The following is a 16004-nucleotide window of genomic DNA, read 5'->3' as shown; positions in this document are numbered from 1 at the left end:
CGGACGCGTCGAAGCTCACCTGCTGGCCCGCCTCGGGAGAGTCGGGACTGGAGGTGAACGACGCCGTCGGCGGTTCGCCGTCGTCGCCGACTGTCGACCCCGTCGCCCACGCGTTGATGAGCGACTGGATCTGGTCGTCGCCGATGGTCTCGCCACCGGTGTCGGGCACCTCGCTACCGGTCGACCACCAGTTGATCGCCTGCTGGATCTCGTCGTCCTCGATGAGCGAGTCGTTCTCGCCGCCCGCCGCGACCGCCTCTGCGACGGTCATCGTGTCGTCGGCCGGCGGCTCGTCCTCCTCGAGGGCGACGACCTCGATCGCGTTGACCTGCGGGTTCTCGACGTCGCCGTGTTCGAAGTCGACGTCGACGGCGCCGTCGTCGTCGACGGTCGAAGCGAACGACTGCATCGTCCCGTTGGCGTGGCCGACGTCGGCCACGGGGTCGTAGTTCGTCAGGACCTGCTCGTCCTCGATCGAGACGTTGAACGCTCGCTCGCCGGGGTCGCTGGCGCCGGGGAACTGGTTCCCGAAGTAGAGCCGGACCTCGACGTCGGTCCCGGACTCGACCGGGAACTCCCACTCCATCGGGATCTCGTCGTCGGGTTCGTCCCACCGCTCGGCGTCGAACACCGCGTCTGGGGTGCTGTCTGGGACCGAACCCGTCGGCGTCACGTTGTCGCCGCCGTCGTAGGTGTCACTCCCGTTCGGGTCAACGAGATACTCGGACGGACTGTCCTCCGCGTCGGACGACCAGTCGGGACCGTCGTCGAGCGCGTCGAGTTGGGACCCGCCGGCGTTGACGCGGTGAAGCACCTCGCCTGGCTCTGCCGGCTCGTCGGCGTCCTCGACCGTGACGTCCACGGTGTCGGCGTCGGTCGACTCGCCGTCGGAGACCTCGACCTCGAAGGTGAGCGTCTCGTCGGCGTCGACGTCCGGCGCGGTGAACGAAGGCGTCGCCGCGGACGCGTCGTCGAGCGTCGCGTCGGTACCGCCCGTCTGCGTCCACTCGTAGCTCAGCGAGTCGCCGTCGGGGTCGCTGGAGTTCGAGGCGTCGAGGGTGACCTCGTCGCCCTCCGCGACGGTCTGGTCGTCACCGGCGTCGGCCGTCGGCGCTTCGTTCTCCGGATCGTCCTCCTGTAGCGGTTCGACGTCGAGGTACTGCCACGTCGCGTCGAACGCGGAGTCGGCCCCGGTGGACGTCGCGATGACGCCCGCGGCGGTTCCGTTGCCGTCGGCGGTGTCGAACCACTCCGTCGGCACGGTCGTCTCGTCGAGGAACTGCTCCTCGCCGTCCTCCACGGCGTAGTACGCCTCGACGGTCCCGTTGCTCGGGTACACCGTCATCGAGAGCGCCGTCTCGTTGCCGGCGGTCGGCGCCGGCGGGTTCGCCACGTCGGTGAAGCTCCCGTCGTCTTCCGTCGCGAGCTGGACGCCGGAGCCGTCACCGCTGCTGAACCCGGTCGCGGTCAGCTTGGCGTAGTTGTCCTGGTCGCCGGTGCCGACGAAGATCCCCTGCGACTGGAACTGTTCGGCGTCGCTCGGGAGGCCGTTGACCGTCGTCTCGACGGTGAACGGCTCGTCGGCGTTCACGCCCACCTGGTAGGCGTGCTCCTGGGTGTTGGTGTCCTCGTGGGCGTCGCCTTGGCCGACGTTCTCGACGGTCAGGACGTTCGCCGCGCCGCCCGCGGTGACCTCGTCCGGGTCGTAGAGGTCCTGGTAGTCGGACCCGTTCATCATCACGCCGGTGAACCCGAGGTCGAGGATGGTCCCGGATTCGCTGTTGGGCGCGAAGTCGTAGGTCGCCGGCAGGTCGGTGTCGAGCCCGTTGTCCGGGTCGACCGCGAACAGGTCCTCGGTGTCGTCGATCCCGTCGTCGTCGTCGTCGGGATCGTTCAGGTTGGACTCGCCGTCGTCGTCGAAGTCGGGGGGAGTCGAGCCCGCCGAGCACGGGTCGGAGCCCGCGTCTATCTCGTCGGCGTTGTCGTAGCCGTCTCCGTCCTCGTCGAGCGACGCGTCGTCCGCGCCGGTACACTGTTCGCCGTCGTCGGCGTCGTAGTCGGTCGGTTCGAAGACGGTGACGTCGTTGCCGCCGTGGTTGGCGGTCCACACCGTCCCCGGGAACGCCCCGGTGTCGCCCTGCGCGTCGAGTCCCAGCGGTCCGCCCGTGTTGAAGACGGTGTCCACCTCGTCGACATCCTCGCCGTCGGCGCTCAGCTGGACGCGCTCGACGTCGCCGCCGAGCTCGACGAGCAGGAGGTCGCCCTGCATCCCGCCGCCGAAGTTCGACGCCGTGTACTCGTCGATGGCGCCCGTCGGGGAGAACGTCGGGCCGATCGAGCCGTCCTCGTCGGGCGACTGGTAGTCGCACTCGACCGCGTTCGCCATGTCGAAGGGGACCGGCGTGTCGTCCTCGTCGAAGTCGTGGTACTGGTTACCGTCCGCGTCGTACAGCCCCGCGTCGTCGGGGTTCGCCCGGATCGGAACTGGGTGGCCGCCGTAGTACCCCTCCTCGGGGACGTAGTGGAGCTGGTCGCCCGTCGTGGCGCTGTCGTCCTCGTTGGGCTCGTTCGTGCACACGCCGGCGTCCCCCTCGTCGACGGGGGTGCCGCCCCAGCCGCCGTTCGGTCCGTGGTCGGCGACGTAGAGCTGTTCGTCCTCGGTCAACACGAGGTCGTAGGGGTTGCGGTAGCCTGGCGAGTAGACCTGGACCGGGCCGTCCTCGACGATCTCCGCCTGATTGAGGCCGTCGTCACCGCCGAAGGGGAGGTCGCCGCCCTCGACGGTCGGAATCGGGTACCGGTAGTCGAGGTCCGGGTACTCGCTGTCGTGATTCTGAAGGCTGGTCCGCTCGTGGTTCGCGTCGATCTGTGCGAGGTCGATCTCGAGCGTCGCGGCCGAGAGCGCGTACTCCGGCGTGTGACCGAAGTTGTCGCTGGGGGCCCCCTTGTTGGCGTGGCCGCCCTGGGCGACGTAGAGCGTCTCCTCGTCGTCGGTGAGGTCGAGGCCGTTCGTGGCGTGGTTCTCCTCCGAGCGTGGCAGGCCGAGGACCATCACCTCGTGGTCGAGGTCGTTCAGGCCGCCGTCGTCGTTCCAGTCGAAGGTCAGCCGCGAGATGGCCCCCGAGTTGGTGTCCGTGGAGTCGTCGTCCTGTCCGACGCTGATTTCGGGGTCGCTGGAGGAGACGTAGACCTCGGGCTCGTCCGCCGTCCCACCCACGGTCAGACCCGTTATCTGTCGGTTGGCGTCCTCGTCGAGGTTCCCGAGGTCGTCGTGGTTCGGGATGTCCTGTATGGCGCCGATCTCCTCCTCGTTGACGACCTCGTAGCTGTCCTCGCCGGAGCGCTCGACTTCCAGCGCGTAGACGGTGCCGCCCTGCGTCGAGACGTAGGCGCGACCGTCCGGTCCGAAGTCGATGGCGGTGGGATTGCCAGCGCTGAAGCCCTCGAGCTTCGACTTACTGAAGCCGACCTCGGCCGTGCTCGCGCCCTCGCCGGCGAGGTCGATCTCGAGCGGCGAGTTGCTGCCCGAGTGCTCGATCTCGAGCGTCGCGGACTTCGCCTGGGCGTCCTCCGGCGAGAAGGTCACCGGAAGGTCGGCGGACTCGCCGGGCGCGAGCGTCGTTTCAGACGGGCTCCCGGACGAGAACTCGGTCGCGTCGTCGCCGCTGACGGAGACGTCCTGAACGTCGATGTCCGAGTCGCCCTCGCCGCCGAGGTTCGTCAGCGAGACCGTCTCGGTCTCGTCGTCCCCGGTGACGACCTCGCCGAAGTCGACCTCGCTCGGGCCGCCGAGCGTGTCCGGCTCGGGCTCGGCCTCGACGATCTCGACAGCCGAGATCTTCGCCTCGTCGACCTTGCCCGCGAAGTCGACGTCGATCTGGCCGTCCTCGGGCGTGACCGTGTACGACTTCATCGTACCGACGTCGTGGCCGACATCGTCGTAGACGTCGTAGTCGTTCAGGACGGTCTCTCCCTCGACGGTCGCGTCGAGCTCGCGCTGGTCCGACGACTCGTGGAATATCTCGGCGAAGTACAGCCGGACCTCGTACTGCTGACCGGACGTGGCGTCGAACTCCCACTGCTGGTCGCCGTAGAGTTCCGACTCGAACACCTCAGCGGGTGTGCCCTCCGGGACCGTGTCGTCGGTGGTGACCGAATCGTCCGTGCTATAATCGTCCGGACCCCCACTCACCGAGACGCCGCTCGTGGAGTCCGGCGGTGTCCAGTCGGGGGCGTCGACGGCCCCGACCGTCGATCCTCCCGCGTTTACTCGATACACTGCGCTTTCGTTCTCCTGCGCCTGCGCGGAACCCGCTCCCACCGCTATCGAAGCCACGCCCATGGACGTGATCATCAACAGCGAGAAGAGCAGCGCGAAGGCCTGCTTCGATCGTGTTGGTGGCATATGTGTGATTGTCCGTCGGCCGGCAGGTTCGGTTCGCGTCCTACTGATGGACCGGCGATAGATCAGCCACTTAATAGGCAGATAGTATTGTGCAGATCTACGGGGGAAGCGGGCCGCTAACGCGGACATAGAGGTATCCCTTCGCTCGTCGTAGCCCCCGACTAACGTGTAGTTTTGGTGATAACACCGCCTGCCGGCGTCCGGTCCATAGTCGGGTACTCGATCAGGAAGACGCGCCCACCACACGCGTCACGCACATCGCAACCGAGGGCGACGACCGAAGACCGAGGACGGTGCCCGAACGCGTTCGGGGGCGCCCCCAAGGACGAACGGATCGTAGCTCCGGCCGACCGCATGTTCGACGACATCGACGTGGACCGGCGTCCCCTCGTCCTCATCTGGGAGGTGACGCAGGCGTGCGGACTCGCCTGCCGTCACTGTCGGGCCGACGCGAAGCCGAGACGTCACCCCGACGAGCTGACGACGGAGGAGGGAAGGCGACTCCTCGACGACGCGGCGGAGTTCGGCGACGGGCAGCTGGTTGTCCTGTCCGGCGGCGACCCGCTCGCCCGGGAGGACCTCACCGAGTTGGTGTCCTACGGGACCGAGCTCGGTCATCGCATGACGATCACGCCGAGCGGGACGGCGTCGCTGACCCCCGACCGCGTGTCGGCGCTCGCGGACGCCGGGATCGAGCGAATGGCGCTCAGCCTCGACGGGGCCACCCGCGAGAGTCACAACCGGTTCCGCGGCGAGGAGAGCTTCGCGGACACGATGACGGCGGCGCGGGCGGCCCGGGACGTCGGACTCCCGCTGCAGGTCAACACCACCGTCTGCGCCGAGACGGTCGAGGAGCTCCCGGCGATCCGGGACCGCGTGCACGACCTCGGCGCGGTCCTCTGGAGCGTCTTCTTTCTGGTCCCCGTCGGTCGCGGCCGGATCCTGGAGCCCATCTCGCCCGGGCACGCCGAGGAGGTGATGTCGTGGCTCCACGGCGTCGCCGAGGCGGAACGGTTCGGGGTCAAGACCACCGAGGCGCCGTTCTACCGGCGCGTCGGCCTCCAGCGCGACGGCGACGAGAGCGCGGTTCGTCGGCGCGGCGGCATCACGGCCGGACGCGGGTTCGCTTTCGTCAGCCACACCGGCGAGACGTACCCCTCCGGATTCCTCCCCAAATCCGCGGGCAACGTCCGGGACCGGTCGGTCGTCGACATCTACCGAAACGCGGAGCTGTTCGAGTCGCTCAGAGAGCCGGACCGGCTCGCGGGGAAATGCGGCGCCTGCGAGTTCCGACAGGTGTGCGGCGGGAGCCGATCTCGGGCGTTCGCGGCGACCGGGGACCCGCTGGAGAGCGACCCCCTCTGTCCGTACGTGCCGGACGGGTACGACGGCGAATTACCGCAGACGCTGGCGGACGGGAACTCGGGAGTCCGCGACGCGGCGGACTGACCGTCTCGGCGCGTCGCGTCGGACGCGATACGCGTCGGTCGGTCACAGCCCCCAGAAGTAGGCGATCCCGAGCGGCGTCACGATCGTCAACAGGAGCTGTAGGGGGAGTCCGACCCGTATGAAGTCGGAGAACCGATATCCGCCGGGAGCGTACACCATCAGATTCGTCTGGTAGCCGACCGGCGTCATGAACGCGGTCGAGGCGGCGAAGGTGACCGCCAGCACGAACGCGAACGGGTCGACGCCGAGAGAGGTCGCCGCGTCGATCGCCACCGGGATCATCAACACGACGCTCGCGTTGTTGCTGACGAGGTTCGTCAACAGCGCGGTGAACAGGTAGAACACGCCGAGCAGGATCAGCGGCGGGACCACGCCGCCGGCGAGAACGATGAGGTCGCCGAGGAAGCCCGCTGCTCCCGACTCGTCCATGGCTATCCCGAGCGGGATCACGCCCGCGAGCAGGAAGATCACGTCCCAGCTGACCGCCTCGTAGGCGTCGCCCGGGCGGAGACAGCCGGTGACGATCATCGCGACGATGCCCGCGAGCGAACTGACCATGATCGGCACGAGATCGAGCGCCGCAAGCCCAACGACGCCGGCGACGATGCCGAGCGCGAGGGGAATCTTGTGCCGGTCGAACGACTCCCAACGCGTCTCGCCGGAGACGATGATCGAGCGATCCGTGCGGAGGTCGTCCAGCGCCGACTCCGTCGCCTGCACCAACAGCGTGTCACCGCCCTGCAGCCGCAGGTCTCGCATCCGCTGGCGGGTGACGTCGCTTCCGCGTCGGACCGCGAGGACCGTCACGTCGTGTCGGCGCTGGAGGTCCCGCACGCGAACCGACCGACCGGTCAGCCACGACCCGGGGAGCAGGACCACCTCGGTGAGCTTGCGCTCTTCGCCGGTCGTCTCCTCCGTATCTTCCTCCTCGCCGTCCTCGGCCTCCTCGCCGTCCTCGGCCTCCTCGCCGTCCTCATCCTCCTCGCCGTCCCCCCTCTCTCCGCCGTCCTCCGCCCTCTCGCCCGACGGCGACTCCCCCGGGGTGGCGACGGGATCCTCTCCGTCAGGCGCGGGTTCGAGCGGGTCGAGATCGCTCAGCACCGCTCGCCGGATCCGCGACGACTTCTCCTCGTCGAACTCGTCGATGACCTCCGGGAGGAGATCGAGGTTCTCACCCTCGAGGACCTGCTGGAGCGTCTCCTCGTCGGCGCGAACCGCGAGCACGTCGCCCGCACGGATGCGCTCGGCATGGAGTCCGCGGGTGATGGTCCGCCCGTTCCGAACGATCTGGAACACCTCGAGGTCCAGTTCGTCGTCCCGGTCGACCTCCCGAACCGCCCTCCCGATCAGCGACGAGTCCTCTCTGACGACCACGTCCGTGAGGTACTCGGAGACGCCGAACTCCTCGCCGAGGTCGCCGCTGGGTTCGATCCGAGCCGGCGTCAGGTACCGACCGACGGTCAGCAGGTAGAGCGTTCCGACGACGAGCACGACGACCCCGAGCTGTGTGAACTCGAACATCGAGAACGCCTCGGCCCCCGGGCCGCCCTGTCGGGCCCATACGTCGCTCGCGAGGAGGTTACTCGACGTGCCGATCAGCGTGAGCGTGCCGCCCATCATCGCCGCGAACGACATCGGCATGAGCAGCTTGGACGGCGAGGTGTTCGCCTTCTTCGCGAGGTCGAGTATCGCCGGGATGAGAATGGCGACGATCGGCGTGTTGTTGACGAACCCCGCCGGCGGCCCGGAGAGTCCGAGTATCGCGAGGAGCTGTTTGGTCTCGTCGCCGTCGGTGTACTCCGAGACGGCGTTGGTGAGGATCTGGATCGCCCCCGTCTGGCGCACGCCCTCGCTGAGGATGAACATCGCGAGCACGGTGATCGTCGCAGGGTTCGAGAACCCCGAGACCCCCTCCGTCGGACCGACGCCGGTCCACGGTTCCAAGAAGATGAGCCCGACCATCACCGCGATGGCCGTCGTGTCGATGGGTATCGGCTGGGTGACGAACAGCACCAGCGCGACCGCGATAACCGCGAAGACGACAGCCATGTCGACCGTGACCGCCGAGATCGACAGCGGAGAGCCAAGCAAGGGTTCGACGAACCCGGCATCCACTGCCATCCTTGGCAGCCGTGTTTGTATCGGCACGTCATAAACGCCGGGGAGCGAGAGGGTCGCATACGAGCGAACCTCGATCGATTCCGCAGAAATGGCCAGTCGAGAACGACCTGCTGCTGCGTTTGCGATCGTGACCCTGAAACGAATACGTTACAGTTCCGGATGATGAACTCCTCGTCCATGTCCCTTGCCCTCCAAGTTGGGACTGCACTCGGGGTGCTCCTCGTGACGCTCCCAGCGTACTGGGTGGCTGCCCGAGTGAGTCTCCGAACGTCCGCCCCCACAATCTGGCTTCGCCGCCTACTCATCACCCTGATTCCCGTCGGGGTACTCGCGTATCTTCTGTCCAGGTTCGCTGGGACCGGAGAGGTCGCACAGCAGGCCGTCACGACACTTCTTCCCGCTGCGATCCCGACAGCAGTGACTGCGACTCTGGGCGAGGTTGCAGCGCAATTCACGTTGTTTCTCTCGGCCACCTGTCTGACACTCGCTACCTACGCCGTCACCGTTCCCGCGATCAACGAAGCGAGGGACCTTGATCTGTCGACGTGGACGGCAGTGCGTCGAGTCGCCCGGTTCGCCCTCGCCCTCACGGTCTTTCTCACGATTGCGTTCGTCCCATTCGAACGCATTGTGACGGGAGAAGACCCCGGACTGGCTCCGGTGACGCTCATCCTGTTCGTTCTACTACTCCCGTTCGTGGCCCCCGTTCTCTTCCGCATCGTCCGTGCTATCCGTGCCCCTACCCGTGAAGAACGCGATCGACTCAAATCGCTGTGTGAGCGTGCCGGTCTCGACGTGGACGACGTCTGGCTGTTGACCGACGCCGACGAGACGCTGGAGATCCACCTGCGCGGACCCCCGGGACGACGCCACCTGTACGTCTCCGTGTTCGGACTGGAGAGGTTCGAGGACGAAACACTGGGTGCAGTACTGGCGGCCAATGCCGGGGGAGTTGCGCACCACTACCGGGCGATCAAGCTCTGTCCGCTGTTCGGATTCCTCATCGTCGGCATCGCAACGCTCGCCTGGGGGTCAGCGCTCTGGTATGCGATTCTGATCGGGGGTGCGCTCGTGGGCTGGCTGCCGGTCCTTTGGGGGGCGCGGCGGGCGGTTCGACGCGGAGACGACCACGCCGCCGACCGAGTGGGCGCAGCGACTGTCGCCGACGCATTCGAACGGATGGCGGTCGAACAGAACCTCGACGTCCCGTCGGGTGGCGTCGGAACGATCTTCAAAAGCCGCCCGCCGTTACGGGATCGCATCGATCGCCTGCGGGAACGAAACCAGTGAGATCTACGCTCGAAACTCACCGACGAAACAGCTCAGCATAGCGGCGTACGACAGTACTACGAGTGAACAACAGCGCTTTGTGGTCGATTGTACCCGAGCGTTGTCAGAAACGGTAGACGAGAGACAGTGCTCTGTCGAGAGAACGGTCGGCGGCGTCACTCAAACGTCCACTTGAGCTTCGAGTACTACTTTAGGTGACCGTGGCGACCGGTGTGCTATGCACGGTGGTTCGCTGTCACGTCGGCAACTACTGGCGAGCGGGCTGGCCGCCGGGATCAGCGTCTCCGCGGGGTGTGTCGGGTTCGGTAGAGACGCCGCAAGCGAGGATGGCGAGGGGGAGTTGACGCTTTCGCTCAGCCGGATCGACGGACCGCTCAGTCGCAGGTACGTCCACGAGTACGAGGATCCCGACGAGCGCTGGGACGAGCAGGCGCTCGACGCGGCCGTGAACGGCGAGCAGTACACGACGCAACTCCGGAAACCGTTCTTCGCAAGTTCCGACGATCCCGCCTACGTGGTCCACGAAGACACCTTCTATCAACTGAGGTCCGTCATCGTCGACGAGGTCGTCGAGACCCACCCGGTACTCCGTCTGTTCGACTCAGAGGACGATCCATCGACGGCGATCGATGGGAGCGGGGAGGGAGCGCTACCCGAAGCCGACCAGCGGGCAGTCGGTATCGCGCACATGGCCGCGCGAGCTCGTGGTAACGAGGGTGGCTTTCCGTCGGGGCTGGTCCAGCGCGGCGGGTACGTGTATCGAAGTGAGGAGGCCCGCGAGGAGAGCGAGCTCCTCGCCGAGGACGGCCCTGCGTACGTCACGTACCGGGACGCCACCTACGAGGTCGAGATCGACCACGAACAGTTCCACGAGCCAGTGTATCGACCGACAGCGGAACCGGTCGCTGATGACTCTGAACACATCGAAACGATCCTCGTGGCCACGCTCGTGGGTGCGCGCGTCACAGGGGACGACCTCTCGACGGAGGCTCAGCAGATACTCTCTGAAGCCAGCGACGACGATTACAGCGAAACTCATCCGTTTTCGGACGCCTACACGGAGGTCCTGCGTGCGCTCGACAAACGCGCCTACATTGACGGGAACATCCGGAAAGACGCCGGCGTCCGCTCGAACGAGAACGAGATGATCCAATACGGAGACACATATCACGAGTTTTTCCTCCGGTTCGGAAACGAGGCAGATACGTGAGTGAAACAAGCGGCCGTCGTTCGCGCGCGCGCCATCGTGTTACACCCCATCATCACCAGTTTCCCGTTCCCGTCGGTGACGTCGACTGCTTCTATTGCAGAATCTCCTCCTTCTGCGCGAAATCGGACATCGAATGAGGGTAGCGGTCAGCGGAGGCGGCCGAGCAGCCTGTAGTCGTGATCCGGAGTGTACCGACGGAACAGCAAGCTGTTCGACAGCACCGACACGCTGGAGAAGGCCATCGCTGCTGCGGCCAGCACCGGCTGCAGGAGGCCGAGCGACGCCAGGGGAATCATCGCCGTGTTGTAGCCGAGCGCCCACACGAGGTTCTGCTTGATCTTCTGGAGCGTCGCGTCCGAGATGCGGATCGCCTTGACGACGTCGACGGGGTCGTCGCGCATCAGCGTGACGTCCGCCGCTTCGATGGCGACGTCCGTCCCGGAGCCGAGGGCAGTCCCAACGTAGGCGACCGCGAGCGCAGGGGCGTCGTTGACGCCGTCCCCGACCATCATCGCCTGCCGCCCCTCGTCCTGGATGGCCTCCACGGCATCGGACTTGTCCTCGGGGAGGACCTCCGCGCGGACGTTGTCCGGGTCGATACCGACCTGGTCGGCGACTGCGCGGGCCGTCCGCTCGTTGTCGCCGGTAATCATCATCACGTCGACCCCGCGCTCCTGCAGTTGACTCACGGCGTCCTTCGCGCTCTCTTTGATCGTGTCGGCATCGGCGACCACGCCGACCAGTTCGTCCTCGTACGCGACGAGCATCGCTGTTTTCCCTTCCTTCTCGAGACGCTCCATCGTCTCTTCGGCGGCGGTGGGGTCGATTCCGTTGTCACGCAGGAGCTTCCGATTTCCGACCAGCACCTCGCTGTCACCGACGGTCGCTTTGATGCCGTGTCCGGGGACGTTCTCGAAGTCGTCGGGAGCGGCCACGTCGAGCCCACGGTCCTGGGCTCCTTTCACAATGGCCCGAGCGAGCGGGTGTTCGCTCCCGCTCTCGGCCGTGGCTGCGAGCCGCAATACGTCGTCCTCGCCGAGACGGCCTCGGGCGAGCTGTCCGCCATCGGCTGCGGTGTCGGCGCCGTCCGTCGCGAAGTGTCCGTCGCCGTCGAACACGACCACGTCGGTCAGCTCCATTTCGCCTTTCGTGAGGGTGCCGGTCTTGTCGAAGACGACCGTGTCGACGTCCTTTGCGCGTTCGAGGATGTCACCGCCCTTGAACAGCACACCATTCTGGGCACCGATCGTGGTCCCGACCATCGTGGCAGCCGGGGTGGCGAGCCCGAGTGCACAGGGACAGGCGATGAGTACCGCAGACGCGAACACGATGATCGCGAACTCGAAGACGGAGACGGTCCCGCCGGCCGGGGCAGGCCCGCCAGCGACCTGGCCCCACACCGGGAGCCAGTCAACGAAACCGGCGAGCGCTTCGGGGAACGCGAACCAAACGACGCCCCACAGGAGAGCGTTCGCAATGACCGCCGGTACGAAGTACGCCGAGATGCGATCCGCGAGGTTCTGGATGTCGGGCTGGCGCGACTGGGCTTCCTTGACCGTCTGGACGATCTGTTGGAGCGCCGTGTCTGCACCCACCTTCGTCGCCTCGACGACGAGGACACCGTTCTCGTTTATCGTCGAGCCGACGACTTCGTCGCCCTCGCTCTTTTCGACGGGGACGGACTCGCCGGTGACCATCGACTCGTCGACCGCCGACTGGCCGTCGACGACCACGCCGTCAGTCGGGATCTGCTCGCCGGGGCGGACTTTCATCCGGTCGCCGACCTCGACGTCCTCGAGCGGGATCTCCTCCTCGTTGCCCGCTTCGTCGACGACGGTCGCCGTCTCGGCCTCCATCTCCAGCAGCTTGCGGAGCGCCTCGCCGGCCTGCCCCTTAGAGCGGGCTTCGAGGTAGTTCCCGAGTGTGATGAACAGGAGGATGAGCGCGGCCGTGTCGAAGTACAGCCCGCCCGCGATCAGCCCAGAGAGGACGGCCACGGAGTAGACGTACGCGGTGGTCGAACCCAGCGCGATGAGCACGTCCATGTTGGCGCGGCCGTTCTTCACGATCGCCTTGTAGGAGTTCTTGTAGAACGGCCAGCCGAGCACGACCTGGACGGGCGTCGCAAGCAGGAACTCGACCCAGCCGAACTCGATACCGAAGACGCTCTCGGGGATGAGCCCGCCACCGAGGAGGAACCTCTCGACGAGGAAGAACAGCATGGGGGCGGACAGGACCGCGCCAAACAGGGTGAGACGTAATTGTTTCCGGATCTCGGCCTGCCGGGCAGCATCACGCGCGTCCTGGCCCGAGCCCTCGTCGGTGTCCGCTTCGCGAACAGGCGAGTAGCCCGCTGCCTCTATGGCATCGCACAGTGCATCGAACGACGCCTCTGCCGGGTTGTAGGTGACCTGTGCCTCGTCGGTCGCGTAGTTGACCTCGGCGTCGAGGACGCCCGCTGTCTCCTCAAGAGCCGTTTCGTTCGTCTCGGCGCAGTTGGCACACGTCATATCGGAGATGGTGATCGTCACCGTCTCCGAGACGGCGCCGTAGCCAGCCTCGTCGATCGCGTCGTAGATCTCCCGTAGTGATACCTCGTCGGGATCGTACGTGACGGAGCCCTCGTCGGTGGCGAAGTTCGCGTCCGCCTCAGCGACCCCGTCGAGGGATTCGAGCGTGTCCTGGATCGTCGCCGAACAGTTCGCGCAGGACATCCCAGTGATATCGAGATGAATTGTTTGGCTTGTCATGCTTGGTCTACCATACGGGGTCTAGGTTTAGGGGATTTGCTGCTTCGAGAGGTGGGTTATCGACCACAGAAAAGTGTGGATTCCAAAGTGCGTGTGACCCTCGCTCTACGAGGCGCTGGAAGTGATGGATGAACTAACCGGCGAGAGCGAGCTCACTGAGCGTGACGTGCAAGAGATCGCCGACAAAATCAACGAGAGTGGCCGCAAGCGCGTTGACGAGGAATCGGCGTAAACTCGACGAATGAAGCTGGTCATCGACGCCAACGTCGTTATCTCCGCACTCATCGCCGATTCGAAAACGCGAGAGCTCGTCGTTACACTCGAACCCGACCTCCTGACACCCGCGTTCGTCCACGACGAAATCGAGAACTACGAGGACCTGATTGACGAGAAGTCCGGGCTGGAACCACACGGCGTCGAACAGCACCGACCTCCTGTTCCAGTACATCGAGGCCGTTTCTGCCGACGATTTCTATCCGGCTATCGAGAGTGCGAACGAAGCAATCGGTGATACTGATCCCGACGATGTACTCTATCCGGCGTGTGCGATAGCCTGCGATGCGGCCATCTGGAGTGACGACGCTGACTTTGACGAACAGAATCTAAGTGAGGTTTACACGACAGGTGACGTTATCAACTCGTTCGAAACTCGCTAACAGAGGGTGTGACCAATTTGCTGAATGTATCGACTTTGTAACCGCGGAGCGACTGAGTTGAGTTCTGAGAGTCGGTATCACTGATAGAATACAACTGTCTTCACAGCGCTGTGCTGAATAGAACGCTGTATCCTGTACTAATCGTTCTCGAACCACGCGAATTGGATCGGTCAGTACCGGTGGTTCACCGACCATTCAAGACAGAGAAACACCGATTCCCGGTCTCGATTCAATCACTGCTGAACAGTGTCGCTGGATCAAACGGCCACCACCCGCGGTTTCGAATCACCAGATGGATCTGTGCGATGACGCCTAACAGCGGCAGTTCCAACAGCGGGCCGATGACCAATGCGAGCGGAATGAGCGGTTCATTTGGAAATGCGACAACGGCAATTGCGAGGGCTGTCGGTGAGTTCCGGGAGAGGATCGTGTTGTTGAGACAGACCATCTCCTTATACGAGAACGAGAGTACTCGTCCGACGCCAAATCCGATGCCGAGATTGATTACATAGAAGACGAGTACGGGAACGGCGAGAAGGGCGAGCAGTCCGGGGTTTTCGAGTATCACTTCCCCCTGCGAAGCGAACATCGCACCGATTGCGAGACTGAGAAAGATAATCTGGAGCGGACTCAGTTTCGGCAGGAACTGCTGATTGAACCACGGCCGTCCCTTTTGTCGGGTTAACGCCCACCGAGCAAGTCCACCGACCACCAGCGGAACGACGAGCACGAGAACGACGCTTTCGATCAACAGTTCCATCGGTAACACGACCAGTTCGCCCGCGAAGACGTACAAGTAGAGTGGAAGCAGTATCAACTGGAGAACGAGGTTGTACGGGAGGATGGATGTTGCCAGCGGGACGTCCCCGTCCGCGAGATCGGTGAAGATGAGATACCAGTCCGTACATGGCGTCACCATCAGCATGATGAGTCCGACCCACAGGGCAGGGTGGTTTCGAAGGAAGATCGCGCCGAGTGCCACCGCCAATAACGGGCTCCAGATGAAATTAATCAGGAGACTGGATCCGACAACCCGGCGATTTCCGAACGCTGCCCGGAGTCGAGAGAGTGGAATTCCGACGAATGCGGCGAATAGCATCACCATCAGGAACGGGAGAATCAGCTGGTCGGCGACAGGAGCGACGCCTGAAATCTGCCCGAGTGCGAGGCCACCGACAATAGCGACGAGAACAAACACCGTCTGATATTTTTCGACGAAGTCCATTTGGTCTGGAGTTACGCTTGTACCCCGTTATACCGTCTGGTTTCTACCACCTGCGCAAGGGGCAGAAGCTTGTAGTCGTGAGAAGACGTATCGGAATCTGATGACAAAGATCGCATTCGCCTGCGTCGGAAACGCGGGTCGGAGCCAGATGGCGACAGCGTTCGCGGAACGAGAGCGTGACCGTCGTGGATTCCAGATAGACATCGTCACAGGGGGAACTGACCCCGCTGAGAGTGTCCATGACGAAGTCATCGAGGCACTCCAAGAGACAGGAATCGATATCAGCGACCGCACTCCGCGCCGAATTACCGCAGAGGACGTTGTGGATGCGGATTACATCGTGACGATGGGCTGTTCCGTCGATCAGTTCCGACCCGACGAGTGGGACGGTGAACACCGTGTTTGGTCACTAGATGCAGTTGAGACGAGGGAGCAACGTGATGAAATTGAACGACGAGTCGCTGAACTATTCGATGAGATTGAGAACCGAGACGCCACGTAACGTAGGATCGGATTCGGATACAGCACGGCGAATAGCACGCGAGTATCTCCACTGGATCTCGGAGCCCGTAGTGGCATAGTCGCACTTCGAGTAGCAGAGGTGGCTCAGCAGAGCGAGATGGAGTGAACGTGAACGAAGTGCTGTATAGAAACTCTGTAATCAGCATCGAACTCGTGACTGGATATGAGCGTGTTTCGTCAATCAGCGATTGATTTTCTCTCTGGTGGCCAGTTTGGCTGTACGCGAATTCTCGTGACACTCACTCGCCAATTCGAAAACACGAGAACTCATTGTCACGCTCGAATCAGACCTCTGTGGCGTGAGACTACCGCAATTGGCCATCTAGATATCGTCGTTTTGGCGGGAAATCATGCCGAATCGGTCCGCGAAACTCGA

At 64.4% G+C, this 16004-nt stretch carries 8 protein-coding genes and 1 pseudogene; 5 read left to right on the top strand and 4 right to left on the bottom strand.

The features are described 5' to 3' along the window. On the bottom strand, positions 1-4405 hold a 4405-nt coding region (locus U4E84_RS10210), incomplete at its 3' end, for a malectin domain-containing carbohydrate-binding protein (protein ID WP_322531986.1). A gap of 354 nt (positions 4406-4759) precedes the next feature. On the opposite strand from U4E84_RS10210, the gene U4E84_RS10205 reads away from it, so the two are divergent. After that, positions 4760-5854: a radical SAM protein gene (locus tag U4E84_RS10205; RefSeq protein ID WP_322531985.1), complete on the top strand. Its 1095-nt coding sequence runs from the start codon at positions 4760-4762 to the stop codon at positions 5852-5854. A gap of 42 nt (positions 5855-5896) precedes the next feature. On the opposite strand, the gene U4E84_RS10200 is transcribed toward U4E84_RS10205, so the two are convergent. Continuing rightward, positions 5897-7975, bottom strand: coding sequence for an SLC13 family permease (locus U4E84_RS10200; RefSeq protein ID WP_322531984.1), 2079 nt, complete (start codon positions 7973-7975; stop codon positions 5897-5899). A gap of 255 nt (positions 7976-8230) precedes the next feature. Here U4E84_RS10200 and U4E84_RS10195 point away from each other — a divergent pair, with 255 nt between their 5' ends. Further along, on the top strand, positions 8231-9265 hold the full coding sequence (locus U4E84_RS10195; protein ID WP_322531983.1) for a hypothetical protein: 1035 nt from the start codon (positions 8231-8233) through the stop codon (positions 9263-9265). 445 nt (positions 9266-9710) lie between these two features. After that, a complete protein-coding gene (locus tag U4E84_RS10190) occupies positions 9711-10475 on the top strand; it encodes a hypothetical protein (RefSeq protein WP_322531982.1) in 765 nt (254 codons plus the stop codon). Between the two features lie 146 nt (positions 10476-10621). Here the strand turns inward: U4E84_RS10190 and U4E84_RS10185 are convergent, their stop codons facing one another. Then, complete coding sequence (locus U4E84_RS10185; RefSeq protein ID WP_322531981.1) at positions 10622-13225, bottom strand: heavy metal translocating P-type ATPase; 2604 nt, start codon at positions 13223-13225, stop codon at positions 10622-10624. Positions 13226-13466: 241 nt separating this feature from the next. Here U4E84_RS10185 and U4E84_RS10180 point away from each other — a divergent pair. Next, positions 13467-13881, top strand: a pseudogene (locus U4E84_RS10180) (PIN domain-containing protein). 229 nt (positions 13882-14110) lie between these two features. Here the strand turns inward: U4E84_RS10180 and U4E84_RS10170 are convergent. Continuing rightward, on the bottom strand, positions 14111-15106 hold the full coding sequence (locus U4E84_RS10170; RefSeq protein ID WP_322531979.1) for an arsenic resistance protein: 996 nt from the start codon (positions 15104-15106) through the stop codon (positions 14111-14113). 100 nt (positions 15107-15206) lie between these two features. Between U4E84_RS10170 and U4E84_RS10165 the strand changes: the two genes are divergently transcribed. Further along, the gene (locus U4E84_RS10165) at positions 15207-15608 is read left to right on the top strand and encodes a low molecular weight phosphatase family protein (RefSeq protein ID WP_322531978.1); all 402 of its coding nucleotides are present in this window, start codon (positions 15207-15209) and stop codon (positions 15606-15608) included. The last annotated feature ends 396 nt before the right edge of the window (positions 15609-16004 follow it).

Origin of the sequence: Halorubrum sp. AD140 (assembly GCF_034497445.1) — an archaeon.
Classification (GTDB): domain Archaea; phylum Halobacteriota; class Halobacteria; order Halobacteriales; family Haloferacaceae; genus Halorubrum.
The sequence above is the reverse complement of the archived record's forward strand: the minus strand, read 5'-3'. Positions and strand labels throughout refer to the sequence as shown.